The organism is Gordonia sp. CPCC 205515 (assembly GCF_048537925.1).
Lineage (GTDB): Bacteria > Actinomycetota > Actinomycetes > Mycobacteriales > Mycobacteriaceae > Gordonia.
This window is the reverse complement of record NZ_JBCLVJ010000008.1, coordinates 497,026-522,944: the sequence shown is the minus strand read 5'-3', so window position 1 is coordinate 522,944 and position 25,919 is coordinate 497,026. Positions and strand designations below refer to the sequence as shown.

At 66.3% G+C, this 25,919-nt stretch carries 24 protein-coding genes; 11 read left to right on the top strand and 13 right to left on the bottom strand.

Annotation, left to right across the window (positions count from 1 at the left end):
* Positions 1-51: 51 nt before the first annotated feature.
* The gene (locus AAFP30_RS14310; RefSeq protein ID WP_419230584.1) at positions 52-3,321 is read left to right on the top strand and encodes an NAD-glutamate dehydrogenase domain-containing protein; all 3,270 of its coding nucleotides are present in this window, start codon (positions 52-54) and stop codon (positions 3,319-3,321) included.
* A 4-nt stretch (positions 3,322-3,325) separates the two neighbouring features.
* On the opposite strand, the gene AAFP30_RS14305 is transcribed toward AAFP30_RS14310, so the two are convergent.
* Positions 3,326-3,745 (bottom strand): LysR substrate-binding domain-containing protein, encoded by a 420-nt coding sequence (locus AAFP30_RS14305; protein ID WP_419230734.1) that lies wholly within the window; start codon positions 3,743-3,745, stop codon positions 3,326-3,328.
* Positions 3,746-3,754: 9 nt separating this feature from the next.
* Here AAFP30_RS14305 and AAFP30_RS14300 point away from each other — a divergent pair, with 9 nt between their 5' ends.
* Complete coding sequence (locus tag AAFP30_RS14300; protein WP_419230583.1) at positions 3,755-4,606, top strand: EamA family transporter; 852 nt, start codon at positions 3,755-3,757, stop codon at positions 4,604-4,606.
* On the opposite strand, the gene AAFP30_RS14295 is transcribed toward AAFP30_RS14300, so the two are convergent.
* A complete protein-coding gene (locus tag AAFP30_RS14295; RefSeq protein WP_419230582.1) occupies positions 4,514-5,659 on the bottom strand; it encodes an LLM class flavin-dependent oxidoreductase in 1,146 nt (381 codons plus the stop codon). The genes AAFP30_RS14300 and AAFP30_RS14295 overlap by 93 nt on opposite strands.
* Positions 5,660-5,696: 37 nt before the next feature.
* On the bottom strand, positions 5,697-7,532 hold the full coding sequence (locus tag AAFP30_RS14290) for an AMP-dependent synthetase/ligase (RefSeq protein WP_419230581.1): 1,836 nt from the start codon (positions 7,530-7,532) through the stop codon (positions 5,697-5,699).
* Between the two features lie 258 nt (positions 7,533-7,790).
* Here AAFP30_RS14290 and AAFP30_RS14285 point away from each other — a divergent pair, with 258 nt between their 5' ends.
* Positions 7,791-8,147 carry a hypothetical protein gene (locus tag AAFP30_RS14285; protein WP_419230580.1) on the top strand — a complete coding sequence of 119 codons (357 nt, stop codon included), beginning with the start codon at positions 7,791-7,793 and terminating at the stop codon, positions 8,145-8,147.
* Here the strand turns inward: AAFP30_RS14285 and AAFP30_RS14280 are convergent.
* Together AAFP30_RS14280 and AAFP30_RS14275 are read right to left on the bottom strand one after the other, a co-directional pair.
* Complete coding sequence (locus AAFP30_RS14280; protein WP_419230579.1) at positions 8,113-8,850, bottom strand: ferritin-like domain-containing protein; 738 nt, start codon at positions 8,848-8,850, stop codon at positions 8,113-8,115. The genes AAFP30_RS14285 and AAFP30_RS14280 overlap by 35 nt on opposite strands.
* Positions 8,851-8,886: 36 nt before the next feature.
* The gene (locus tag AAFP30_RS14275) at positions 8,887-9,810 is read right to left on the bottom strand and encodes a DUF3616 domain-containing protein (protein WP_419230578.1); all 924 of its coding nucleotides are present in this window, start codon (positions 9,808-9,810) and stop codon (positions 8,887-8,889) included.
* A gap of 160 nt (positions 9,811-9,970) precedes the next feature.
* Between AAFP30_RS14275 and AAFP30_RS14270 the strand changes: the two genes are divergently transcribed.
* Positions 9,971-10,522: a YceI family protein gene (locus AAFP30_RS14270; RefSeq protein WP_419230577.1), complete on the top strand. Its 552-nt coding sequence runs from the start codon at positions 9,971-9,973 to the stop codon at positions 10,520-10,522.
* Between the two features lie 32 nt (positions 10,523-10,554).
* On the opposite strand, the gene AAFP30_RS14265 is transcribed toward AAFP30_RS14270, so the two are convergent.
* A complete protein-coding gene (locus AAFP30_RS14265; protein ID WP_419230576.1) occupies positions 10,555-13,812 on the bottom strand; it encodes a BTAD domain-containing putative transcriptional regulator in 3,258 nt (1,085 codons plus the stop codon).
* A gap of 132 nt (positions 13,813-13,944) precedes the next feature.
* Here AAFP30_RS14265 and AAFP30_RS14260 point away from each other — a divergent pair, with 132 nt between their 5' ends.
* Positions 13,945-14,346 carry an ArsR/SmtB family transcription factor gene (locus AAFP30_RS14260; RefSeq protein ID WP_419230575.1) on the top strand — a complete coding sequence of 134 codons (402 nt, stop codon included), beginning with the start codon at positions 13,945-13,947 and terminating at the stop codon, positions 14,344-14,346.
* Here the strand turns inward: AAFP30_RS14260 and AAFP30_RS14255 are convergent.
* Positions 14,314-14,775, bottom strand: a complete 462-nt coding sequence (locus AAFP30_RS14255; RefSeq protein ID WP_419230574.1) for an SRPBCC family protein — start codon at positions 14,773-14,775, stop codon at positions 14,314-14,316. The two genes, AAFP30_RS14260 and AAFP30_RS14255, sit on opposite strands and share 33 nt — an antisense overlap.
* Positions 14,776-14,819: 44 nt before the next feature.
* On the bottom strand, positions 14,820-16,220 hold the full coding sequence (locus AAFP30_RS14250) for an NAD(P)-binding protein (RefSeq protein ID WP_419230573.1): 1,401 nt from the start codon (positions 16,218-16,220) through the stop codon (positions 14,820-14,822).
* A gap of 158 nt (positions 16,221-16,378) precedes the next feature.
* On the opposite strand from AAFP30_RS14250, the gene AAFP30_RS14245 reads away from it, so the two are divergent.
* Complete coding sequence (locus AAFP30_RS14245; RefSeq protein ID WP_419230572.1) at positions 16,379-17,410, top strand: YihY/virulence factor BrkB family protein; 1,032 nt, start codon at positions 16,379-16,381, stop codon at positions 17,408-17,410.
* On the opposite strand, the gene AAFP30_RS14240 is transcribed toward AAFP30_RS14245, so the two are convergent.
* Both AAFP30_RS14240 and AAFP30_RS14235 read right to left on the bottom strand, forming a co-directional pair.
* Entirely contained in the window at positions 17,382-17,864 is a 483-nt protein-coding gene (locus AAFP30_RS14240; protein WP_419230571.1) for an SRPBCC family protein, read from the bottom strand. The genes AAFP30_RS14245 and AAFP30_RS14240 overlap by 29 nt on opposite strands.
* A 3-nt stretch (positions 17,865-17,867) precedes the next feature.
* The gene (locus AAFP30_RS14235) at positions 17,868-18,206 is read right to left on the bottom strand and encodes an ArsR/SmtB family transcription factor (RefSeq protein WP_419230570.1); all 339 of its coding nucleotides are present in this window, start codon (positions 18,204-18,206) and stop codon (positions 17,868-17,870) included.
* A gap of 102 nt (positions 18,207-18,308) precedes the next feature.
* On the opposite strand from AAFP30_RS14235, the gene AAFP30_RS14230 reads away from it, so the two are divergent.
* Positions 18,309-19,109 (top strand): crotonase/enoyl-CoA hydratase family protein, encoded by an 801-nt coding sequence (locus AAFP30_RS14230; protein ID WP_419230569.1) that lies wholly within the window; start codon positions 18,309-18,311, stop codon positions 19,107-19,109.
* A gap of 45 nt (positions 19,110-19,154) precedes the next feature.
* On the opposite strand, the gene AAFP30_RS14225 is transcribed toward AAFP30_RS14230, so the two are convergent.
* Both AAFP30_RS14225 and AAFP30_RS14220 read right to left on the bottom strand, forming a co-directional pair.
* Entirely contained in the window at positions 19,155-20,168 is a 1,014-nt protein-coding gene (locus tag AAFP30_RS14225) for a cyclase family protein (protein WP_419230568.1), read from the bottom strand.
* A gap of 49 nt (positions 20,169-20,217) precedes the next feature.
* Entirely contained in the window at positions 20,218-21,777 is a 1,560-nt protein-coding gene (locus AAFP30_RS14220; RefSeq protein WP_419230567.1) for an AMP-binding protein, read from the bottom strand.
* Positions 21,778-21,954: 177 nt separating this feature from the next.
* Here AAFP30_RS14220 and AAFP30_RS14215 point away from each other — a divergent pair, with 177 nt between their 5' ends.
* The 4 genes from AAFP30_RS14215 to AAFP30_RS14200 all read left to right on the top strand — a co-directional run bounded on the left by AAFP30_RS14215 (position 21,955) and on the right by AAFP30_RS14200 (position 25,273).
* Entirely contained in the window at positions 21,955-22,590 is a 636-nt protein-coding gene (locus AAFP30_RS14215) for a TetR/AcrR family transcriptional regulator (RefSeq protein ID WP_419230566.1), read from the top strand.
* Between the two features lie 92 nt (positions 22,591-22,682).
* Positions 22,683-23,597, top strand: coding sequence for an alpha/beta hydrolase (locus tag AAFP30_RS14210; RefSeq protein ID WP_419230565.1), 915 nt, complete (start codon positions 22,683-22,685; stop codon positions 23,595-23,597).
* A gap of 51 nt (positions 23,598-23,648) precedes the next feature.
* Entirely contained in the window at positions 23,649-24,716 is a 1,068-nt protein-coding gene (locus AAFP30_RS14205; protein WP_419230564.1) for an oxidoreductase, read from the top strand.
* Between the two features lie 119 nt (positions 24,717-24,835).
* Positions 24,836-25,273, top strand: coding sequence for a hypothetical protein (locus AAFP30_RS14200; RefSeq protein WP_419230563.1), 438 nt, complete (start codon positions 24,836-24,838; stop codon positions 25,271-25,273).
* On the opposite strand, the gene AAFP30_RS14195 is transcribed toward AAFP30_RS14200, so the two are convergent.
* On the bottom strand, positions 25,237-25,815 hold the full coding sequence (locus AAFP30_RS14195) for a peroxidase-related enzyme (RefSeq protein WP_419230562.1): 579 nt from the start codon (positions 25,813-25,815) through the stop codon (positions 25,237-25,239). The two genes, AAFP30_RS14200 and AAFP30_RS14195, sit on opposite strands and share 37 nt — an antisense overlap.
* Positions 25,816-25,919 lie beyond the last annotated feature (104 nt).

The following is a 25,919-nucleotide window of genomic DNA, read 5'->3' as shown; positions in this document are numbered from 1 at the left end:
CGATGGGGGCGTTCAGCTGAGCGCCCCCATCTTTCACTTTCGGAGACTCCGTTGTCCACATCCGTTCTCCTGCAGGCCGACAATCTGATCGCACTCCCGGAGGGATACGTCGTCGAACCCTCCCGCGACATCCCGCCGCTCGACGGCACCTTCCTCGACCAACTCGTCGCCGACCGCGTCGAGATCGAACTCCTCGAGACGTCGAGCTCCGTGGACGAGTTCGGTCTGCGCGTCTACATCGGCGGCAGCGAACTGCCGCTCGGGGAGATCCTGCCGATCCTGCAGAGCTTCGGACTCGACGTGCTCGAGGAACATCCGATGGTGTTGCGCCGCACCGACGGATTACGGTGCCTCGTCTACGATTTCCGGTTGCGCGCGTCGGCTCGCCTGCGCCGACACCTGGATACCGGGCCGGCCGCCGACGTCTGGCGGTCCCGTTTCGTCGACGCCTTCCACGGTGCCCGCGACCACCGACTCGAGCTCGACGACCTCAACGCCCTGGTGATCGCGTGCGGCATGCACTGGCATGAGGTCGCGGTGCTGCGTGCCTACACCCGCTACCTGCGCCAGATCGGGTTCGGACACTCCAGCGGACGTATCGCGAGCGCGCTGATCGAGCATCCGGAGATCACCGAAACGCTGTTCGCGGCGTTCGAGGCACGCTTTTCGCCCACTCTGCCTCCGGCACCCGAGGCCGGTATCGACGACCTGCTGCGGGAGGTCGCCGATCTCGACGCCGACCGGATCCTCCGCACACTGCATGGCCTCATCGGCGCCACCACCCGTACGTCGTACTACCGCAACACCGATCACGGCTACCTCACCCTCAAGCTGTCCCCCCGCGAGATCGACGACGTTCCGCAACCGGCTCCGCTGATCGAGACCTTCGTCTATTCACCGGCTTTCGAGGGAACGCACCTGCGGTTCGGGTCGGTCGCGCGCGGCGGCCTGCGCTGGTCGGACCGGGAAGACTTCCGCACCGAGATCCTCGGCCTCGTCAAGGCCCAGGCGGTCAAGAACGCGGTCATCGTGCCCGCGGGCGCCAAGGGCGGATTCGTGGTGAAATCGGCCGCCGCAGCAGTTCTCGGTACCGCCGACACCGGCATCGCCTGCTACCGGATGTTCATCGCGGGACTCCTCGACATCACCGACAATGTGGCCACCGACGGCGAGATCCTCGCGCCTACCGACGTCCGGCGACACGACGACCCGGACCCCTACCTCGTCGTGGCCGCCGACAAGGGCACCGCCCGATTCTCCGACACCGCCAACGATGTTGCCGCGCACTACGATTTCTGGCTCGGTGACGCTTTCGCTTCCGGTGGCTCCCGCGGCTACGACCACAAGGCCATGGGCATCACCGCGCGCGGCGCCTGGGAGAGCGTGCGCCGGCATTTCGCCGAAGGCGGCCTCGACGTTGACACCGACCCGGTCACGGTGACCGGCATCGGTGACATGAGCGGCGACGTGTTCGGCAACGGCATGCTCTCGAGCCCCGCCATCCGCCTGGTCGCGGCCTTCGATCACCGCCACATCTTCATCGACCCCGACCCTGATGCCGCCCAGGGATTTGCCGAGCGACGACGACTCTTCGACCTGGAGCGATCGTCGTGGGCCGACTACGACACCACGACGATCAGCGCGGGCGGCGGTGTCTGGTCACGCGACGCCAAGTCCATTCCGGTCAGCGCGCCGATGGCTACTGCGCTGGGGCTGCCCAACAGATCGTCGCTGACGCCCGACGAACTGATCCGCCACATCCTCTGCGCCCCCGTGGACCTGCTGTGGAACGGCGGGATCGGCACCTACATCAAGGCCTCCGACGAATCGCATGTGCAGGTCGGCGACAAGACCAACGACACCGTGCGCGTCGACGCCACCCGGGTGCGTGCACGGGTCATCGGCGAGGGCGGCAACCTCGGTGTGACCTCGCCTGGCCGAATCGAATTCGCGCTCGCCGGTGGACGGATCAACACCGATGCGATGGACAACTCCGCCGGCGTTGATTGCTCCGATCACGAGGTCAACATCAAGATCCTGCTCGGTGCACTGCTGCGCGAGGGTGCGATCACCAGCATCGAACGCGACGACCTGCTGCTCGCGATGACCGACGCAGTGGCCGAAACCGTGCTGGCCAACAACATCTCGCAGAACCGGCTCCTCGGTGCAGCACGCCACACCGCAGCCTCCCGCCTCGACGCCCACGCCCGACTCATCGAAATCCTCGAAGCCGACCGAGGACTCGACCGTGCACTCGAAGCCTTACCCGACACCGACGAGATCGCGCGTCGCCGGCACGACCGGATCGGTCTGAGCTCACCCGAGCTCGCGACACTGGCCGCCCACGTCAAACTCGCCTACAAGGCGCAGGTCGAACCGAGTTCACTGCCCGATTCCCCGGTCATGGAAGCCGAACTGCGCCAGTACTTCCCGAATCTGTTGCGGGAGCCGTTCGGTGACGCGGTGGCAGAGCACCGGCTGCGGCGCGAGATCATCGCCAACCAGATCGTCAACGAGATGGTCGACAACGCGGGCATTACTTACGCGTTCCGTCTCGGTGAGGAAACCGGCGCCGATGTGGTCGACGCGACGAAGGCCTACAAGGTCGCGGTCGAGGTCTTCGACCTGACCGGTCTGTGGCGCGCCATCCGCGAGGCGGGACTCGATCCCGCGATCGAGTACGACCTGATCGTCGAGTCGCGTCGGCTTGTCGACCGCGCAGCCCGATGGTTCCTCACCCACCGACCCCAGCCGTTGGCCATCGGTGCTGAGATCGCCCGATTCGCCACCGCCGTACAGACGTTGACGCCACTCGTCGGTGCGCTGTTGCGCGGGTCCGAGGCGGCTGCGGCCAACGACGCCGCGCTGCGGTGGCAGGATCGGGGTGTCCCGGCGACGATCGCGACGCCGGTCAGTGAGCTGCTGTACTGGTACTCCGCGCTCGACATCATCGATGTGGCCGAGCAGACCGGTTGCGCATCAGCCGAAGTCGCCGAGGTCTACTTCGCGCTCTCCGAACGGCTCTCGGTCGACGAGTTCCTCCTTGCGATCTCGCAGCTGCCGAAGAACTCGCGGTGGCCGACGATGGCGCGCCTGAGTCTGCGCGACGACCTCTACGGTGCGCTGCGGGCGATCACCCGCACGGTGGTCGCTGCCGGCAACGGCGAGCTGGCCGCCGCCACGGCCATCACCGAATGGGAGCAGGACCACGCAGCGCGGCTCAACCGCGTGCGACCCATCCTGGGTAGCCTGCGTGATTGCGAACTGGACATCACTGCCTTGGCCGTGGCCGTGCGGCAGTTGCGCGGCCTCGTCCGGTAGCGCGTCACTCGCGCAACGTCCCCGCCGGCGACTGCGCAGGACGGTCGGCGACGACCTGGGCCATCGCGTCGCGCAGCGCCCGCACCGCGGGATGCCCGGCACGGCCCGCGCGGACGGCGGTGTAGAGCGTGCGATGTGGATCCCCGGGCAGGCGGGCGAGTTGGGTGCCGTGCAGGTGATCGGCGGCGATGAGGCCGGGGATGAAGGCGACCGCGTGTCCGGTGCGCACCAGATGCGCGTGCAGCAGTGGGTCCGGGCCTTCATAGCGGACCTGCGGTTCGAAACCGGCGGCCCGGCAGACCGCGCGCGCCCAGTCGCCGCTGGCCGTGCCGGGTGGGTCCAAAGCCCAGGGCGCCGACCCGAGTTCGGCCAGGCGTTGGGGTGGCCCGCTCATCGGGCCGCGCGATGGCACCGCGAGTAGCAGCGGTGGGGTGTGACGACGCTACGCCTCGGCATGGCGGCGATCCTTCTGCTGCTGGTGAGTCGCCCCCGCATCGCGGGATGGACCCGCGCACAGTGGCGCTCGGTCGCGACGTTCGGCGTCATCATGGCCGGCATGAACGGATCGTTCTACCTGTCGATCGAGCGGCTCCCGCTCAGCGCCGCCGTGGCCATCGAGTTCGTCGGGCCGTTGGTGTTGTCGGCGGTGTTGTCGCGGCGGGCGATCGACCTTGCCTGGGTGTCGCTGGCGGTGGTGGGCATCGGGTTGCTGGGCGTCGAAAGTCTCACGCAAACAGGCTCATTGGACCCACTGGGCGTGCTGTTCGCGGTGATCGCAGGATCCTTCTGGGCTCTCTACATCGTGTCGAGTGCCCACGTCGGACAGCGGGTCCCCGGCACCGGCGGACTGGCTATCGCCTTGGCATTCGCCACCGTCGTCGTCGCGCCGCTCGGCATGTCCGGGCTGACCGTCGCTTTCGAGCAGCCGTTGCTGTTGTTGCCCACACTCGGTGTGGCGTTGCTGTGCTCGGCGATCCCCTACACGCTGGAACTGGCTGCGCTGCGCCGACTTCCGCGCAGTGTCTTTGGCATCCTGCTCAGTCTCGAGCCGATCATCGCGGTCCTCTCCGGTTGGATCCTGCTGGGCCAGAGCACCGGCCGGCTGCGTCTGGCGGCGATCGCGTTGGTCATCACGGCCAGTATCGGGACGATCGTGACAACGCCGAAGATCCCGCGCGGTACGCAGCCACCCCTAGAGCCGGCGTATTCGCCGCAACGCTTGCAGGAACGAGGTGTCGGAGGTGAATCCACGGATCATGTTCGGCCGCAGGACGTTGTAGGTTGATGCCACGACGTGGCGCACACCGTGATCGCGCCACTCGGCGACTTGGTCGACGAGTTCGTCTGCCGTGCCGTGGTGAACCATGGCACGGACGAGGGCAGGCGGCGCCGCCCGGACGCATCGAGCGACCGTCGCTTCATCGATTGCTTGCGGAATGATGTCCTGGCCACCGGTGAACCCCTCTCCCAGTGGATGTTGAGACCCGTACTGCCGCCACATCCAATCGGGCGCCAACACGGCGAGCCAGCGAAGAATCGGCGAGTCAAAGGTCTCGTCGATCTCGTCGCGGTTTCGCCCGGTGATACACGGGAACCACATGGCCGCGGTGATCGAATCAGGGTCCCGCCCATGATCGGACGCCGACGCCTTGACCGTTGCCAATTGCCGAGCGTATTCAGGGGGTGATGAGGTGAAGGCCGGAAACCAGCCGTCGGCATATCGGCCGGTGATCCGCAGCATGCGCGGACCGTGCGCACCGATCCAGATCTCCGGAAATCGGCCCTTCTTCGGCGGAATGGCGAAGGTGGCGTCCCGCAACGGAAAGAACGGCGACTCGCGGCGAATCGGTGCGCCGCCGGAATCCCACAGCGCTCGGATCGTCGCGACGGCCTCTTCGAAGCGACTCACCGGTTGTGACCAGTCGACGCCGTACGGCTCATTGCCCTCGCGTTCCCCGGGGCCTAGGCCGAGGATCGCGCCCGCACGGTTGAGATGATGCAGGGTAGCCGCGGCCTGCGCGGTGACGGCGGGATTGCGCCGACCTGCATCAGTCACCCCGATTCCGAGTGGCCGACTGCGAAACCGCATGCGCGCAGCGAGGTTTCCCAGAACCGTCCAGGGTTCATAGATTGCATCGGTGTGTGGCATCACCTTCAAAGCGCCCGCATACGCGGGGCTCTGCAGTGACGGCGGGAACCAACCGTTCAGGTGGTCGGGAACCCACACGGAGTCCGCTCCGCAAGCAACTGCGCTCGTCCGTCCGCTGTGGAGCAGCATGGCGGAGTGGTAGCGGGTGTAGCCGGGTAGCACCATGTATCCGACCTTCACACTGCCCATCGTCGCCTCACCTCCGTCCTCGGGACCCAGCCCAGAGTCAGCTCAGATCGATGACCCCGGTTCCTGGCGACTCGTCGTAGAGCGCACCGATCTCGGTGGCGTACTTGGCGGCGATCGGCTTGCGCCGCAGCTTCATTGTTGGTGTGAGTTCGTCTCCGCCGGGGTCCCATGCGGCGGGAAGGATGGTGAAGCGTTTGATCTGTTCGACCCGCGAAAGTGTGCCGTTGCCTTCCCGGATGGCGGCGGCCACCTCCTCGGTGACCGCGGCGTGCGCGGACAGGGTGGCGACGTCGGCGTCGGTCAGGTCGAGCATTTTCGCCCGCGCGGCTGCGGCATCGGGATCGAGCACGATAAGCGCCGAGATGAACGGCTTTTCGTCGCCGATCGCGGCGACCTGACCGATCAGCGAGGAGGCCGCCTTCATCGCGTTCTCGATGTTGGTGGGCGACATGTTCTTTCCTGACCCGTTGATGATCAGTTCCTTCTTGCGGTCCACGATGGTCACGAAGCCGTCGTCGATCGTCGCGATGTCGCCGGTGGAGAGCCACCCGTCCGCGTCGATCGTGTCCGCTGTCTTCTGCGGCTGGTTGCGGTAGCCGCGCATGATCACTGCACCGCGAATCAACAGTTCACCGTCGTCGGCCAGCTTGACCTCGATCCCCGGTAGCGGCTTGCCCACCGAACCGATCTTGAAGTCCGCGGCGGAGTTCATGGTGCCGGCGGCCGAGGTCTCCGACATGCCCCAGCCCTCGAGCACCGGGATACCGAGACCGAGGAAGAAGCGCAAGACCGCAGGCGGAATGGCTGCCGCGCCGGAGACGCCCACCCGGAGTTCGTCCATGCCGAGTGTCGCGCGGATCTTCTGCAGCACGAGTTTGTCGGCGAGAGTGTGCTGGATGCTGTCGATCCGGCTCGGCGTACGGCCGTCAATGATCGCGTCCGCCGACGCTGCTCCGGCGGCCAGCGCCCAGGACACCAGGTGCTTCTTCACCGGGCTGGTCTCTTCGGTGAGTGCGGCGTCGATGCCGGCGCGGATCTTCTGCCAGACCCGCGGCACCCCGAAGAAGACGGTCGGCCGCACGTCAGGCAGGGCTACGGCGACCTCCCGCGGATCCGGCACCGTGGTCACCTGCGCGCCGCACACAATGTTGGTCAGGTGGCAGGCGACGCGTTCGGCCATGTGCGCGGCCGGGAGATACGAGATGACCCGATCGTCGAACGTGTACGGGACAATCGGTTCGAAGGCCAGACCGCAGGCGACGAAGCTGCGGTGAGTGATCTCGACGCCCTTGGGTGGACCCGTGGTACCCGAGGTATAGATCAACGTCGCGAGATCGTCGGGTTGCACGGCGCGCCAGGATGCCTCGAAGTCGAAGCCGTCCGGAGCCGGGGTCTGTTCGAGGTCGGCCAATGACATGGCGCCCTCAGCAATGCCGTCGACGATGATCGTGGTCTGCGCGGCGGTGCTCGCGGCGCGGATCGCCGGCAGGAACATCTGCTCGGTGACGACGACGGTGTTCCCGGCATCCCCGAAGAGGTACTCGATCTGCTCGGGCGAACTCGTGTTGTAGATCGAGAACGGGATCGCACCGAGATGCAGTGCGGCCGTGTCGATCAGATGGAACTCCGGCCGGTTGGTCAGCATGATGCCGACCGTGTCGCCATGCCCAATGCCCAACGCGACCAGTCCTTGTGCGATGAGCTCGACCCGCCGGCCGTACTCTGCCCAGGTGATCTCGACCATGCCGCCGACGGTCCGCAGTGCCACCGCCGACGGTCGCATTCGAATCGTTTCCTGGAAGGCTTCGGGGAGTGTCGCCACTGCCACGCCGCTCTGGTGTGGATAAGTGATGCGGTCGACCGACTTGTCCATGTGCGTTGCCTTGTCATCTCGTGGGTAGGTGAACACGGACAGGCGCAGACGTCAGGGCGTCGAGCCGGAAAGTGGCGTCGACGACCTCATCGTCATGGACGATGCAGGTAAGCGTAGCCGGTTTTGCGTTTCGATATAGCCGATTCGAATGGTCGAATAACGCTGTACACCAACGAAAGCCGCAGTCTGCTTGGTTAACCGAACGAACTTCACGGCGGCCTGCCGCGGGTTTCGACTGGGTGTGCGTAGTGTCGAATCGTGGAGATCATTGCGTCCAAGCAGCGGAATCAGCCTGCGCCGCCGAGTGTTCTATTCGACGATCTGACCGAACCCGATCGTCAGCCAAGCCGCCCATGGCTACATTTGCTCGACGACGAGATCCCGCCGGTGGTGCTGCAATCCGCTCGCCCGACGCGGGTAGTCTGGTCGTCGTTGTGGATCAAGCGCCCCGACGCGCAGATCGCGTTCGACCTCCCGGCAGGCAAAGGCGGCACAGATCTTCGGTGGACGCTGCTTGTCGAGCCACCGGCACCCGATGACCGTCAGTTCCGGCACATGTGCCAACGGATCGGCACGCTGATCAACGCAAATCTGCGCTATACGTATGGGCAGTAGATGGATTCCCGTCGAAGACGGCTGCCGCAGCGTCGTCGAACAGCCGCATGGAGTCACGGATAAAGGCGCGCCGCGACACCCCGCACACGCGTAGCGCCGGCCCGTGGTCCGCCGCGACGACGATGATCACACCGAAAGCCATTGCACGCCAGCCATGTTTGATCAACACCTGGGCGAGACCTGGAGTGTGGGCAAACCCCAATCGCAGTCGGCGGCACTGGAACGGTACGTGAAAGCGCTCGTCGGCGAGGATGCGTTCGGACACATCGGTGAGCAGCCTGTCGTCGCCGCCATCGGCGAGTGCACGGTAGTAGCGCAGTGCGACGACCTCGGCGATCGTCAGGACCATGAGTTCGAGTCGTAGGCCGAGCAGACGGCGCAGCCGGACAAAGATCACATCCGACCAATGCGCGTTCGTCGTCGAGGCACCGGCGGCCCGCAGCACTTCGGCAAGCATTCGTGCATGGTTCTGTTCCTCGGCCACGAACAGGCGAATGGCGCGCTCATAGTCGGCGTCGCCCGCAGCCGCTGCGGCACCGATCAGATGGGCGCCGTCACCACTCTCGCCGACCTGGAACTTCTGCACGCTGCGCACCACAGCGGGATGCAGGCGGCTCCCACCGCCCCAGTCGGGGTCGGCTTCCGCGGCACGGCGCTCGGCTCTGTTGGTGAACTCGCCGGACCACGCGGAGGACTCGGTCATCTCACCACGGTAGCCATCGGGCGGGTCGTCGATCATTCACTCGCCCGACTCGGCGTCCTTCGTTGCGGCGTCGAACACCGCGAAGCCTCCCGCATCGTCGACGATGAGGATGCGTTGCGCCGGGCCGTCGGAAAACGCAGTGATACCTTCGGGTTTCATCGAACGGTGAGTGAACCTGATGTCGAGTTCGACGGCGGTGTCATCGGTTCCGTTCCACTCGGCCAGGTGGAACCGTGTCTTCTTGCCGCCGGTGGACCGGCCGAGGAGAAGCAAGAATCGTTCGCGGTGCGGATCGTAGGACATGTCTCGAATCCCCAGTGGCACATGGGAATGCCCGGTCTTTACGGTCACCTCGGATTGCGCTCGACACGCCGCGGTGGTCCAGGGCGCCCCGACGTCGAGGTGGACGGCCAACACCGGTATCCGGCCCGCCCGGACCGGGCTGCGGAGGCCGAAGAGCAGGAGCTGCCGAACCGGGTCCCAGGCGAGGCCCTCGACATTCAACCCATCATCGTCAGGCACGATCCGGGCGGCCGGCGCCAACCCGGGAAACGCGTTCAGCAGCCACTCCCGGAATCCGGGCATCGCTTCGGCGGACAGGTCACCGTCCGGCCGATAGCGAATGCGAACCAGCCCATCCGACGGCGTGTGGTGCGCCTTGCGCCCGGAACGCGCGCAGAACGACGATGACACGATGAGATCGAACTTGCCGTCGGCGGTATCGATACGCGCGAGACCCTCCGGGTCACGCAGCGCGTCGGGTGCCACTCCGGTCAGCGCTCGACGCACGATCGGTCCGTCTTGGCGCCCGTCGGAGGTCACAGACAGTTCGAAGACCGCGTCCGGATCGCGGTTGTCGATGAACACGAACCGTCGGGGCCCGATCGGCACCACACCGGACGCGTTGTACGGCGTGCCGTGGTTCTCCTCGGCAAACGGGATGGACGAAACAGACGCCATGCTGCCCCTTTCCACTCCTCGCTGATCTTTCAGCCGCTCACCCTTCTTACCATCGAGCTCCTCGCGGCATTGACAAACTTAGACAAGTAGCTTACCTTTATTAGGAAAGTAACTTGTCTAACAACCCTTCTTGCATCCCGTCCCTATTGAGGAGATCACCATGACCACCCCCGCGATCAGCACTCGTATCGAAGCCGGTACCTGGGCCATCGAACCCACCGATTGGACGGTCGGATTCTCCGTTCAGCAACTCGGGCTCATTACGGTTCGAGGCGAATTCACCAAGTTCAGTGGCACTCTCACGATTCCGGAGGCCGGCGCTCCGTCGGTCCGCGTGGACATCGCCGTCGACTCGATCACCACCGGCAACGACCGACGCGACCGCGACCTGCGATCGGCTGCATTCTTCGACGTCGACACGTATCCAGCCGCGACATTCGTGACCACTGAGCAGCCTTCGGAGGTCGACTCCGGTCAGCAGCCTTCAGAGCACGCACTGGCCGGTGAACTCACCGTCAAAGGAATCAGCAGACCGGTTGTGCTCACGATCGCTCCGATCGCCGACTACCGGCCAGGTGACACTGACTCCATGATCGATGTTCGCGCGCAAACGACGTTGCACCGCAGCGACTTCGGTGTCGGGCCGCGGAACGGTCTCATCATTGGCGACGCGATCGTGGTCGCCGTGGCGGTACGGCTGCATCGATCCTGACAGGACGCAGGTGTAGTGACCGAGGTGGTCGCTCACACCCTGCCGATCTGTTCCAACCCACGCTCCAACCTCTCCTCCACTTCGGCGGCAATCGCTCGATGCCGTTGTGCGGCAGCGTCGTCGCCCAAGAGATCGGCGAGTTCGGCCAGGACCACATCCATCGGGCCGAAGGAGACACTCCCCGCGTCGAGCCCTAATGCGGTGCCCGACCAATCGCGCAGTGACGCATACAGTTCGGCCGCCTGATCGACCAGCCCGAGCCGCACCAGCGAACGCGCGTGAAAGCCCTGCAGCGAGGTCCAGTAGTAGTCGCGGCTGACCGGCAGATCGGTGACCGCCAGCGCGCGAGCCTCGTCGATCCGGCCGGCATCGATCAGCGCCAGAACATACGTCCAGGCGACCGCCTGGGGTGAGCGGTCGTAGGCCTGCTCGAGGGCATCGACCACGTCGCCGATCGATCCGCGAGACCAGCCGATGCACAGCTGCCCGATCATCGCGAAGTCCTCGCCGGCCGGGATGCCCGCATCGATCAGAGATCGACTCAACGCCTGGTATCGCTGTTCTGCCGCATCAAGATTGCCGCGCAGCACCTCGGTGACCGCCGCAAACGCCGAGAACACCACCACCAGTTCGCCGACCCGACCACTGGTCGCGCACTGCAGCGCCTGACGCATCTGGCCGACCGCACCCGGGAGATCGATCTGCGACATCCGCACCATGAACAGATAGAAGTGGGCAGCCGCGGTGTACTCAGTGCTGCCTGCTGCTTCCGCGGCGGCAAGAAAATCGTCAGCCAACCCGGGGTATTCCGCACGACTGTCGGGGCCGAGCGCGGTGAAGATGCGCGCATTGAGTGCACCGCAGCGCAATTCGAGATCGTCGATGGTGGAGGTGAGGTCCACCGCCTCCCGGGCGAGATCGATGGCGAGCTGGTCGTCACTACCCTCGTACTCCATCACCGCGGTGATCAGTAGTCGGGCCCGTTCGGCACCGGACGCGGTCGAGAGTGCCGACTGCAGCGATGTCACCATCACTTCGTCGAGAACCCCTTTGGTGCGGGTGCTCCAGATCCATGGGGTGCGCCAACAGGTCAGTGCCGCGACGACCAGCTGCGGGTCGTCGAGTGCGTTCGCCAGGTGCAGCGCCTGCTCCCGCCGCTGTCGCGCCCACACCGACTCACCGCGGTGGGCCAGGGCGGTGACGAGCTCGCACAGGGCTGTCACCAACGCCGCGCGCGCCGCGTGATCGGCTGTCGGCCGGTCGTGTCCGGCCAGCAGATGCAGGTCGACGGCATGCTGCCACAACGGTGCCGAATCGGCGGCCAGGTCGCCATCAGAACGACGTCGGGCGGCCGCTTCAACGATCTCCAGGGCGCGGTCCGCGGTCGCGGCGGAGGCGCCCAGAGCTGCATGCACCGCGAGTTCATCCGGGCTGGACGCGGGCAGAGACCGCAGGTACTCCCCTGTTCGCCAATGCATTCGACGGCGCCGCAGACCGGGGATGTCGTCGTAGATGGCGTCCCGCATCAGCACGTGATGAAAACGGACGCGTTCCCCCTCGGTGCTCAGCAGGCCGGCGACGACAGCGGTGTCGATGGCATCCAGGACGGTGTCCTCGGCGCCAGAGGGCTCCGGCCACAGGCCGATCAGGGTGTTGACGTCGGCGCTACGTCCGCACACCGAGAGCAGTCGCAAGACCGACACGGTGTCGGCGGGGAGGCGTTGAGTGCGTTGCAGCAGCACCTCTCGCACTCCGCTGGGCACCGTCGTCCGGGCATCGCGCGTGCCGCGGGAGGCCACCAACTTGGCGAGTTCCCGCACGAACAATGGGTTGCCGTCGGTGCGCGACCGCAACAAGGCGACGGTTTCGTCGTCGACCGGGGTCAGCCCGGCCCCGGCTGCGACCTCGCGGATACCGTCATCGGAGAGGCCCTCGAGTGCCACGACGTCGACAGCCACCGAGATGAGCGACGCACCGGTCGCCATCAATTCGTTGGTGGCTTCCGAGGGCCGGTACGTGGCCAGCACGAACACCGGTCGGTCGGCGAGCCAGGTGACCATTTGCCGCAGTACCTGCAGTGTGGCGCTGTCGGCGCGGTGGGCGTCGTCGAGGACGATGACGGTTCCGGTGTCGGCGGGTCCGGATCTGCCGAGCGCCGCCACTTGGCGGGCGATGAGGAACGGGTCGTCGAGTTCGTTGTCGCCGCCGAGTTCGCCGACGATCTCGCGCCAGGCCCACGCCGTGGGCGCGCCGTCGACCTCCGGGCAGTGCCCGATCGCAGCCGCCCATCCGGACGCCCCCTGCTGCGCGACAAAGGCTTGGGCCAGCGTCGACTTACCGCCGCCTGCCTCGGCGGTGATCCACGCGACTCGCAGTCCGGTGACCCGGACCGATTCGGCATGCGCGGTGAGCCTCTCGAGTTCGACTGTGCGGCCCGCGAACTCGCCCGGGTAGTGACCCGGTGTAGCGGCTGGTTCGTCGATCGACGCCACTCTGGGCTGCGGCGCCCGATCGAGCGCCGGATCCTGCTGCAGGATCGCGGTTTCCAGCTCGCGGATCGGCGGGGACGGGTCGACACCGAGGTCTTCGGACAGGTGATGCCGCAGCGTGCGCAGCGTCTCGAGTGCATCGGCCTGCCGACCCAGCCGGTACTGCGCGAGCGCGGTCAGCCGGAACGACTCCTCGCGCATCGGGTGGGCGTCGCAGACGGGCGTGAGTGCGGAGACCGCATCGGCCGGTCGGCCCAACGCGAGCGCGTCGGCCGCGCGCTGTTCGACGGCAACCAGATGCAGCTCGTCAAGGTGGGTGACGGCCGGACGTGCCCAGTCGTCGGCAGCGTACGGGCCGAACGGGGTGCCGTGCCACAGGGCCAGCGCGGTGTCGAGGTGCTCGTGGCGGACCTTCGGATCGCCATCGGCGCGGCTGACGAGATCAGCGAACCGCCAGAGATCCACCGCGGCCCGCGGCAGTCGCAGGGCATACCCCGGCGCCTCGCTGACGATGATCCGTGCGGGAGTCCGCGGGGCTCGCTGCGGTTCGAGGATGCGCCGCAGGTTGGAGATGTGAACCTGGAGGCCGCCCAATGCCTTTGGTGGTGGCTCACCGTTCCACAGATCGTCGATGAGGCGATCGGTCGACACGACCTGACCGTCGGCGGCGACCAGGCGGGCCAGCACGGCGCGTTCGCGCCTGGACTTGACGTCGGCGGCCCGGCCGTCGACGTCCACGCGAACGGTCCCGGACATCGTCACGGTCACCGCCGGCGTGGTGGCCTCGATGCGTGCCGACATCGCGTTCTCGTTCCTCGCACCCGGATCTTCTGTTCGTTCCCAGGTGAGGGTAGCGCCGACCCGCCCGATTCGTCGGCGTTCCCGGAGCGGCTCCCGATCGATATCCGCCGCGGAGTGCTCTACTGTCTGCATATGCATGCAGACAGTGGTTCAGCCGAGCCGCTGGCCGATGACCAGGTCAGCCTCATCGTCGAGGTGTTCCGGATGCTCGCCGACCCCACCCGGGTGCAGGTCTTGTGGGCACTGGCCGACGGCGAACTGTCGGTCACCGACCTCGCCGACCGCGTCGGCAAACCGGCCCCGTCGGTGTCGCAGCATCTGGCGAAACTGCGGATGGCGCGGTTGGTGCGCACCCGGCGTGCCGGGACCACGATCTTCTACAGCCTGGAGAACGAGCACGTTCGCCAACTGGTCGTCGATGCGGTCTTCAACGCCGAACATGCCGGGCCGGGGGTGCCGTCGCATCACCGCAGCGACCCCGCCGTGCCGACCCTTGGTCGGTCAGCCGGCGGCAGCCGCCGCGAGCCGACCTAGCGTGTCCTCGAGCTGGTCCTGGCTCACCAGCGGGAACTTCACCTGCTGCAGCAGGTCCTTGTCGGTCACCTTGGACCAGTCATAGGTGTGGCGCACCAGCGTGGCGTCAGGGCCCTGTGCCTCGAGCTCCCACAACCATTCCCATCCGGGCGGTTCGGTGCCGGCGGGTGCGGTCTGCCAGGCCAGCAGTTTGTCCTTGGCGTAGCCGGTGACGTGGTTGTCGGTCTTGTACTCACCGCCCATGTGCGGGCCGTCCATGTTCATCGTGAAGACGTCGCCGACCTGCTGGATCCGGTCGGCGTGATCCACCCCGCGAATGAATCCCGAGCCGTCGAGCTCTGGGTGTCGGTGCGGATTGCTCAGCACGTCGAAGACCTGGTCGACGGGGACGTCGATGACTCGTTCTACGGTGACACTGTTTTCGCTCATCACTCCACCGTGCCGAAGAGTGCCGGGTTTGGCAACGACGAACCCTATGCGGGTGCCGGCATCCGACCGAGCTCGGCCAGACGCGGCAGACCGAGGGCCATCCGCTCGGCGACTTTTTCGGCGGCGGCACGGATCGCCGGACTATCGCCAAGCGAAGGGTCGATCCGGGCCGGATTGAGGGCACACGTGTTGGCCCACGCCGCGATGTCGGGTTCGGCACCGAAACGGCGTGCGGCACCAATCCCCCGGACCTGCATCTGGATCCAGTCGATGGGGTTGTCGGACAACCTGTTCGGCGGGCACAGGCGGTTGCGTTCGCGGTCGTCGTCGCGAGTGGCCTCAACGAGGCCGATCAGTGCGGCGTTGAAACACGGGAAGCCCGTACGGCTCGTCTGCAGTCGGATCCGGTCGCGACCCCAGATCGGGACCATCGGTGGATAACTCAACCCCGATGCCGCGCAGTGCACGATCAGCGAATCCGGTGGCAGGGCAACACGTCCCTGCTCGAGCACGATCTCGGCGCCGGTGACCTGGCGGATGTGTCCGAGGCGCACGACGCGCTCGATCGTGCGGAGCAGATCGAGCTCCCAGGCGCCGAGGGTCGGGGTCTTGGCCATCGTCGCAGTGAGTGCCGGATCGACGCGCATCACCACGTCGTCTGCCTCGAGTCGGCGGAAGAGGTCGTCGGGGGTGACGGCGCCGGCGGCCGCGGTCATGATGCTCGTCGTCAGACCCATCGCGACCAACGGATCGGGTTGCACCACAGCTCGGTTCAGCATCCACGGCTCCCGCGGCCGCACCCACATGACGCGGTCGGGACTCACCCCGTTCGCCAGCAACCACACGATCGCATCGGTGGCGGTCTTCCCGGCGCCGACGATGACGAACGTCTGCGGTACCTCGCTCAGATCGGCCAACTCATTGACCGCGACCACCCGCACGTCGTCGGCGACCGGAAATGGCGGCGGAGTCGTCGCGGGAATGGTCGGCGACAGGTAGGTCGCATCGACGACTCGCCGCCGCACGTCGATCCGCACGGTCTCGCCCGAGACCCGTGAGGTCACCAGCTGCTCGTCGCCGTCGACGTGATGGTTGCTCGCGCCGAGGAAGGTGACACGCCCGGACCCGACGAACCGTCGGCGCAGCACGTCGTCGAAATAGGACTCGATCTCTGGTTGGCGGGCCCGTTCGGAGAGTCCCTGCTCCGGTCCGCTCTGCTGGACGGCTCCGGTGCCGAGGACCGTCGATGCGACGCCGTAGAACTGTGATGCCTGGTGCAGCTGGACGAACGGATACGCATCGAGCCAATGCCCGCCCGCCGAGTGATTGCGGTCCACCAGGGTCACATGGACGTCAGCGTGATCGATCAGTGCGTCGGTGAACGCCATGCCCATCGCCCCGGCACCCACCACCAGGTAGTCAGTCGTGACGGTTCTGCCGGTCATGATCGGGTCTCCAGTCGCAAACGACGACAATGGCACTCGATCCTATCCGACTGTGGGCCGGGTTAGACTCAGCGCTCAGGCGACTGCCGCCGGTGCGCAGGTTCGCCCAGCGCTTCCCGTCGGCGAGATCGGACGGGCGCTAACGGAAGGTGACGCGAGTGTCGGTGGCAGGGCGTATCGACGCGTTCCAGCGTCGCTATCCGGCCAGTGGGTATCCGCTGGCGGTGGCATACAAGTTCTTCGACGATCAGGGCGGCTATCTCGCTGCGCTGATCGCGTACTACGGATTCATCTCACTCTTCCCGCTGCTGCTGGTCTTCACGTCGGTGCTCGGGTTTCTCCTGCACGACAACCCGGAACTGCAGGAGCGGATCGTCGACTCCGCGTTGTCGCAGATCCCCGTCGTCGGCTCACAACTCGGCGGAACCAATCAACTGACCGGGAGCACCGCCGCGGTCACCATCGGTATCGTGAGCGCGATCTACGGTGGACTCGGGGTGGCCGTCGCTGTCCAGAACGCGATGAACATCGCTTGGACCGTGCCGCGCAACAGCCGCCCCAATCCCGTTCACGTGCGGATCAAAGGCGCCGTGCTCTTGTTCACGGTCGGTGTGGCCATCATCGGCCTGACGGTATTGAATGGTTTTGTCGCCGCGGTAAATCTGGGAGCCGACGGCAGATTCCTGGCAATCGCGGGCTCGATCGTGCTGAACGCAGGCGTCTTCTTGGTCGCCTTCCTCTACGGCACCGCCCGCTCGGTTGGTGTGCGCGACGTCCTGCCCGGTGTCATCGCTGCGGCCGTTCTCTGGCAGGGTTTGCAGACGTTCGGGGCCGTCTACGTGCAGCGGGTCATCGCGCGCGCCGGCGCGACCTACGGCGTGTTCGCCGTGGTTCTCGGACTTCTGGCCTTCCTCTACATCGCCGCGGTGCTGATCGTGATCTGCGTCGAATGCAACGTGGTCCGCGTGGACAAGCTCTATCCACGATCGTTGCTCACCCCCTTCACCGACAACGTCGTCCTGACCGATGGTGACAAGGCGGCGTACTCGGCTGCGGCGAAGGCACAACGCCACAAGGGATTCGAACGGATTGCCGTGACCTTCCATCGCCAGGGCGACCGCCCGAAGGCTGAGCCCCGCGACACCGAGGAGTCACCGGTGGTCAGGCCACCAGATCATCGATCTGGTTGACCGCCCCGCTGGCACCTTCGACGACGCCCATCTCGAGCACCTTCTGCAAGTCTTCGGCGGAGTCGTAGGTGCTGAGGAAGGTCGCGACGGTATGCCCGTCACGTTCGGTGAAGGTGAAGTCGTTGCGGGACACCGGCAGGCTCTCGACGGGCGTGAAGTCGTCGTCGGCGAAACCGTCGCGGAAGCTGAACCCGTTGGGTTCGTCGATGCTGTCGATGATCCAATAGCCCGCGAATTTCTCCCCCTCGGGCGAGGTCATGAAGTAGGTGACTCGGCCGCCCGGCCGGAACTCGTGGTCGACAACGGTCGCGGGATAGGTGGGTGGGCCCCAGATCTTTTCGAGTTGACGGGGATCGGCATAGATCTGCCAGATGCGTGTGATCGGGGCGGCGAACTCCGCGGTGATCGTCAGAGTGCGGGCCTCGACGTCGTGAGAGACATTGGTAACCGGCATGTTTCAGTCCTCCTGGGTGGGGGCGGCGATGAGGTCGTCGATTCGTGCGATCCGGCCACGCCAGACCTGTTCCAGGTCGGTGAGCATGTCCGACACCGCACGCACCGCAGTTACGTCGCCGCTGGCGAGTTGTTCACGGCCGTTGCGCCGCTTGGTGATCAGTCCTGCGCGCTCGAGCACGGCGACGTGCTTCTGCACCGCGGCGAAACTCATGTCGTAGTGCGCCGCCAGGCCGGAGACCGAGTGCTCGCCGGCCAGCACCCGCCGCATGATGTCGCGTCGGGTCCGGTCGGCCAGTGCGTGGAACAGGGCGTCGGCCCGGTCCTCGTCTGCCTCGGTCACGTCTCAAATATACAACCAGGTGGTTGTACGTTGTCCAGGGTTTCATCGGGACATGGCACGATCCCTACGATGGGACTGACAACGACGACAGGAGACCCCCGCATGGGTGAGCACCGGATTGCCCTCGACATCGCCGACGACGGCGTCGCCACCGTGACCCTCGATCGGGGTGAGAAGCACAACGCCCTCGACGGGCACATGTTCGACGCGATCGTCGACGTCACCGAGCAGCTCGCCGCGGACAATCGCGTCCGCGCGGTGGTGCTGCACGGAGCGGGCAAGAGTTTCTGCTCCGGCCTCGACATCACCAGTCTCGGGCAAGGTGGCAGCGGCCGGGCTCTGGTGGAACGCGACGAGGACCAGGTGGCCAACAACGCGCAGCGGGTCGCGGTGGACTGGTCACGCATCCCCGCGCCGGTCATCGCCGCGATCACCGGCAACTGCTTCGGTGGCGGACTGCAGATCGCCCTCGGTGCCGATATCCGTTACGCAACACCGGATGCCCGGCTGTCGATCATGGAGGTCAAGTGGGGTCTGGTGCCCGACATGGGGATCACCCAGACACTGCCGCGTCTGCTGCCCGCCGACGTCGCCAAGGAACTGACGTTCACCGGACGAATCCTCTCCGGTACCGAAGCCGGTGAACTCGGTCTGGTCACCCGGGTCGTCGACGATCCGTTGGCGGCCGCCCAGGCACTTGCGCACGAGATCGCGAGCAAGTCACCGCACGCGGTCCGCGCCGCCAAACGTCTCTACGACCAGACCTGGCAGAGCAACGACGCGGCATCAGCGCTGCTCCTGGAAAGTCAGTTGCAGGTCGGGCTGATGGGATCGCCCAACCAACTCGAGGCCGTCCCCGCCGGATTCGAGCGCCGCGCACCCCAATTCGCCGACCCGCCCTAGACGGTTTCCGGTCGGCGGCAGGTCCCGCCGCCGACCGGAAACGGGTCAGAAGATGGCGATCGGATTCACCGGCGTGCCCGCACCGCCGGTCACGTTCAATGGTGACGCGGTCAGGAAGAACTCCTGCCGACCTTCCTCGGCGCACGCCGCCGCCAGGTCTTCGAGCCACCACACCTCCCCCAGCGTGAGTCCGAGGTCTCGAATCAGCTTGGCGTGCAACGGGTAGACCCCGCCCGGCTGCTCCGACGGTTCGACCTCGACGGCAATGTTGTCGACAGCGAGCGCCGCGATCTCCTTCTGGTGAATCCAGTCGACGGTGTCCATCGACAATCCTGGGGCGCCGGCGGCCCAGAACTCACTCTTGTCGGCCAGCGAGTAGAACCACGGCACGTGACCTGTCCGGAGCACCAGGATGTCGCCGGTGCGGATCTCGACGCCCTGCTCCTGTGCACACTGGTCGAGCTGCGCCGCGGTGATCGGCACGCCCGGGACACAGCGATCGACTCCGAGGAACTTGGGTATGTCCAGCAGCACGCCGCGACTGGTCAACGAGTTCTTGAGCAGACTGATCGAGCACTTCTTGGCTCCGGCGAAACCCTCCACGTTGCCCATCCAGAACCCGTTGTACATCGAGTCGCCGCCGTACACGTGGGCCAGGCCGTCCCACTGCGTGCTGCCCTGCAGCGGCATGAAGATGTAGTCGTCGGCCCCCTGGAATCCCGGTGCAGCTGCGGCCAATTCGGTTCCGGCGGCGTAGTCGGCACCGCTGTACCCGAACAGATGCACCACATTCGGGCGCGACGGATGCACCGGACCGAAGGAGTCGAGGCCGATGGCAAGGCTGACCGACCTGCCGGACCGGATCAGGCCGGCGGCCGCGGCGACGACGTCGGGGGTGATGAAGTTCGCGGTGCCGCGCTGATCCTCGGCTCCCCACCGGCCCCAGTTGTTGGGGGTGTTGGTGTTCTCGACACCGATGATCTTGCCGTTGGTGTCGACACTGAATGCCGGTGCCTCCCAGGCACCTTGCACGTATGTACCGCCGGAATCCCTACCCATGTCTGCTCCTGTCTGTGGTCGGTTTGCCTGGTGTGTTCAGGGGTGTCGGTCAGCGGGCGCCGACCGAGTCACGCAGAACGAATTTCTGTATCTTGCCGGTGGCGGTGCGCGGCAACTCGTCGACGATCACGATGCCGGTCGGCTTCTTGTAAGACGCCAGACGTTCACGGCAGAACGCCACAATCTCGTCCTCGGTCGGCGGGTCGGCCGGATTGGCCGGGACGATGACGGCGATCGGGGTCTCCACCCACCGGGGATGCGGCGCGCCGACCAGGGCCACCTCGGCCACCTTGGGATGCTGGTCGATGACCGCCTCGACCTCCGCGCAGTAGATGTTCTCGCCGCCGGAGATGATCATGTCCTTGGCGCGGTCGACGACGCGGATGAATCCCTCGTCGTCCTTGACGCACAGATCTCCGGAGTGGAACCAACCGCCTGCGAACGCCGCAGCGGTGGCATCCGGGTTGTTCCAGTACTCCTTCATGACCGTCGGCCCGCGATAGACGATTTCGCCTACTTCCCCGACACCGACCTCGGTGCCCTCGTCGTCGACGAGAATGGCCTCGACATTGGTGATCGGTTGCCCGACGGACCCCATCTTTCGGATGGCGTCCTCGCCGCGGAGCACGCAGGTCACCGAGCTCATCTCGGTTTGCCCGAACATGTTGAAGGTGGGGATGTCCGGGAATGTGGTGGCCATCGCTTCGAGTACCGACGGCGGTGCAATCGACGCGCCCCAGGAGATCCGACGCAGCGCGAGTTCGCGGTCCGTCACGCCGGGGACGGCACACAGTTCTTTCCACTGCGTGGGGACGAAGTAGCACGACGTCACGCGCTCGCGTTCGAAGATGTCGATGGTCGCAGCGGCGTCGAAGTTCCCCGATGGCGCGATGATCGAGCGCCCACCCACCATGAGGTACATCAGGATGCCGTTCAGTCCGCCGATGTGAAACAGCGGCAGCCCCGAGTACCAGACCTCGCCGGTCGGCTCGATCGCCTGGAGCGTGTTGCAGTTGAAGGTGTTCATGGTCAGGTTCTGGTGGGTGAGCACCGCGCCCTTGGGCCGGCCCGTGGTTCCCGAGGTGTACATGATGAACGCCGGATCATGATCGGCGACAGCGATTTCCACACTGGAATCGTCGTTGTCGAGTGCTGTCTCATAGTCGAGGGCGTGCGGCCCGACCGCCCCAGCCGCACCACCGGTGACCAGCACGGCGGCCAGCGGCAGATCGGACAGGTCCTTGGTGACCGCGGCCATCGGTGCGTCCGCGATCAACACCTTGGCACCGCTGTTCTCCAGGATGTACCGGACCTCGGCGGCGACCAGCCGGAAATTGATCGGCACCGCGATCGCACCGATCCGTACCGCGGCGAAGTACGACTCCACGGCCTCGAGTCGGTTGTACATGAGCACCGACACCCGATCTCCGGCGGTCACGCCATGCCGTTGCAGCGTGCGGGCGAGGCGGTTGACCCGGCGATCGAGTTCGCGGTAGGTCAGGTCGGTGCCCTCGAAACTGAGCGCGATGCTGTCCGGATTGCGCCGGGCCTGCCGAGCGAGTTGCTCGCCGTGCGCGATGGACCGATGGACTGCGATGTCCGCTGCCATATGAGTTGGGTGTCCTTTCCGGGGAATGCGACACGCCATGAACGATCGTTCATGGCTCAACTGACGCTCACAGTAGGCGAAGGTGACACGCATGTCATCAATTTTCCGAAGATTCGTGGCTTGAGGTGTGCACTGTGAGAGATACTTGATCGATCGTTCATCCGTGAGAGGAGTGGTATGCGGGGCTCGACCGATCCCCTGTCCACCGCGCCGAGTTCCGCGGTGTATCCGACCGACGACCCGGCGGCCGCCGACCTGATCACAGCGGCGGTCCAGACGATGGCGGCGAAGGGCTACCACGGGACCTCGGTGCGTGACATCGCCGGCTCCGCGGGCGTCGCCGTCGGATCGCTCTACAACTACTTCGGGTCCAAGCACGGACTGCTCGCCCTGATCCTCAACCGCGGCATGGACAATCTGGTGGAGAATACCGAGGACGCACTCCTGCAGGCGGGCACCGACCCGGTGGAGCGACTTCGCGCGATCGTCGGAGTGCACGTCGGACGCCACACCCGGTCGCCGCTGGAAAGCCTCCTCGGCAACAGTGAGCTACGCAGTCTCGAGCCTGATGCGCGCGCGGTGATCGTCACCAAACGCGATGTCCAACAACGTATGTTCGAGCGGGTGATCGCTGACGGCGTGGCTCGCGGGGTGTTCCACACCGCGCACCCTCGGGAAACGGCGTTGTTCGTGATCAGCGCGTGCACCGCGGTGGCGACTTGGTTTCGACCCGACGGCGCGCTGCCTGCGGCGGAGGTGACGGCACGCTATCAGGACGTCGCGTTGGATGCGGTGGGTTACCGCCGCCCGTAGTGAGCCACGAGTCCGTCCGAGGATCGTCCGGTGTCGGCGCAGATCCTCGAGCCCACTAGTGTGGACCACACTCGACTGCGGGAGGAACATCGGTGCGTCTCGGCCTGAACAGCCTGATGGGCGATGAACTCGGAATCCACGCGGAGGAATCACGACAGTTCAACGCTGCCCGCGGGCTGCGCCGCGGCCCGGCGACCCTCGAGGAACTCCGGGCGGTGCGTGCGCAACGCAGTCAGCATTCCCCGGCCACCGACCCAGGCGCCTGCACCCGAACGGTGAGCGTCGGCGACCGCGCGGTGGCGGTGCGAATCCTGCTCCCGTGCAACGGCCCGCCCCGCGGGATCTACCTGGACATCCACGGCGGTGGTTTCTACATGGATACCGCCGCATTCGCCGACCCCCGCAACCGGCACCTCGCCGACACCCTGCAGGTGGCCGTCGTCAGCGTCGACTACCGCCTCGCGCCGGAGAATCCCTGGCCGGCCGCACCCGACGACTGTGCCACCGCCGCACAGTGGTTGATCGACCACGGAGCCGCCGAGTTCGGGACGTCGAGGATGGTGATCGGCGGGTTCTCGGCCGGTTCGACGCTCGCCGTGACCACCCTACTGCGGCTCCGTGATCGCGGACTGCGCAGCCACTTTGCCGGCGCTGCACTGCAATTCGGTACCTATGATCTCAGTGCGAGCACGCCGGCGGGCCGCCGCATCGCCGACGAGTACTTCCTCGACGCCTACGTAGGCGACGCCGAGGACCGCACCCGTCCCGACATCTCCCCCGTGTTCGGTGAGCTCCACGATCTCCCGCCGACGCTGCTGGTCGTCGGCGCCGACGATGTGCTCCTCGACGACAACCTCGCGATGGCGGCACGCCTGTCGGCCGCCGGCAACGACGTTGATCTGCGGGTATATCCGGCTGCGCCGCATGCTTTCACGTCGCAACCGACGGCTCTGGCGGCGGTTGCGCGGGCGCATATCGAAGCCTGGATCGCGGCTCACCTGAAGTGAGCCCGGCGTACGGTGGTCGAGGACCGTACACAGAGAGCGGAAGGGATGCCAATGGCCGTGGAAGGTGACGTGGTCAGGGTCGGCCTGATCGGATACGGGTTCGTGGGCAAGACCTTTCATGCACCGATGATCGTCGCGACGCCGGGCCTGGACCTGGCCGCGGTCGCGTCGAGTCGCGCCGACGATGTGCACGCCGATCATCCGGACGTCGATGTCGTGGACACCGAGACACTGCTGGCCCGCGATGATCTCGACCTCGTGGTGATCGCCTCCCCCAACGACACCCATCGTCCGCTCGCGGAAGCCGCACTCACCTCCGGGCACCACGTCGTCGTCGACAAACCGTTCATGGTGTCGCTCGAGGATGCCCGAGCCGTGGTCGCGGCGGCCGCGCGCCACGAACGCATCGTGTCGGTCTTCCAGAACCGGCGATGGGACAGCGACTTCCTCGGGGTCCGGCAGGTCATCGACGACGGTCTCATCGGCGACGTCGCCCATTTCGAATCCCATATCGACCGGTTCCGGCCGACGCCCCGCGACCGCTGGCGCGAGAACCCCGGACCGGGCGCCGGCCTCTGGTTCGACCTGGGACCGCACATGATCGACCAAGCGCTCGTGCTGTTCGGCCTCCCCGACACGGTCACCGCGGATTTCGGGTATCTCCGACCGGGATCGCAGACCGAGGACTGGGCGCACGTCATCCTCGACTACCCGCACCGCCGAGTCATCGTGCACGGCAGTCTGCTCGTCGCCGGCGCGCACACCCGGTTCGTCGTCCACGGCACGCAGGGATCAGTTGTCAAGCGTGGCAGTGACTTACAGGAAGCCCGGCTCAAGGACGGCGTCGCGCCCGGCAGCCCCGGGTGGGGCGACGACCCCGACGACCTGATCCTCTACGACGCGGACGGAGCGTCGAGCACGATGCCGACCCCGCCCGGTGATCAGTTGCAGTACTACCGACTGCTCCAGCGGGCGATCGCCCTCGGCGACCCCAACCCCGTCCCGCCACATCAGGCGTTGGGCGTGATGGCGGTGATCGAAGCGGCAGTGACGTCGGCGCGCACCGGCCGACGCACCGAACTCGCCCTCACCGCCGATGAGCGGGCGCTCTGGTCGTAGCCCGCGATCGTAGGTAGCGCAGTCGGAAACTCGGGTAGTCCACCACTCATGCTCCCAGCGCCGCGTTGGAGGACGGTAGAGACAGGCCACCACCGTAGTCCTGCGAAACGAGTCCCATCATGCGCACCCAGCTCGCCTACACGGCACTTCCACCACTCGCCGTCGGCGCCGACCACGGCCCGCCCTGTGCGGAACCTGCGTTGCCACTGAAGTTCGTCGAGATCAAGGTTTATGTCCGAGAGCCGGGGGCACCGCCGACGGTGTCGCTGGCCGACGTGTCCAGATCGCTGCCCGGTAGCTTCGTCGGCACGGCCGCCGGCCATGCCCCCTACCCCGGTCAACTCGTTGTTCGCATCGGCGTCATCGGTTACCGCTACACGTTCCTCGGCGCCGCCCTCGTCGTCGGCCACAGCTACTGGCTCAGCGTCGCGCGGCCGGACCAGGATCTCGGCGGCGCGACGTTCACCTCCGCCGGCGGCGGCCCGTGGGTGTGGACCTACGTCCAGCTGCCGATGTCGGCTCAGCGAGGGGGCGGCGGGGTGCGCCCCATCGTGTAGAACTCGGGATTCGGTGTGAGCGCCGAGAGATGCGCCAGCCGGTTGGACGCTGCGAACAGCGCGGTGATCGAGCCGATGTCCCAGATCTCGTCGTCGGAGAGCCCCGCCGCGCGGGCGGCGTCGAGGTGGGCTTCTCCGAAGAGCTCCGGCTCGCGGGTGAGGGCGAGCGCCAGGTCGACGATCGCGCGGCGCCGGTCGTCGAGTTCGGCCCCCCACGGGTTGGTGGCGACCTGATCGGCAAGGTGCGGATCCTTGGCCCGGATACGCAAGATCGCACCATGGGCGACAACGCAATACCCACAATGATTGGCGCCCGAAGTGGCGACCACCACGAGTTCGCGTTCGGCCTTGCTCAGGCCTTCGTCGGATTCCATCAGCGCATCGTGATAGTCGAGGAACGCCCGTAATTCGGCCGGTCGACGGCCGAGCGCCCGGAAGATGTTCGGCACGAAGCCCGACTTCTCGGCGATGGGCGCAAGGCGCTCGCGTAGATCGTCGGGCAGGTCGTCGAGTTCGACGACGCCGAATCGGCTGTCCACCATGGTGTTCTCCTCTTCAGACAGGGTCACTCATCATCAGATCCGGATCCGAAATGAGGTCGCATGCGTCGTCGTTCCGATATTGCGTACTCAGCTGAGTACGCAAC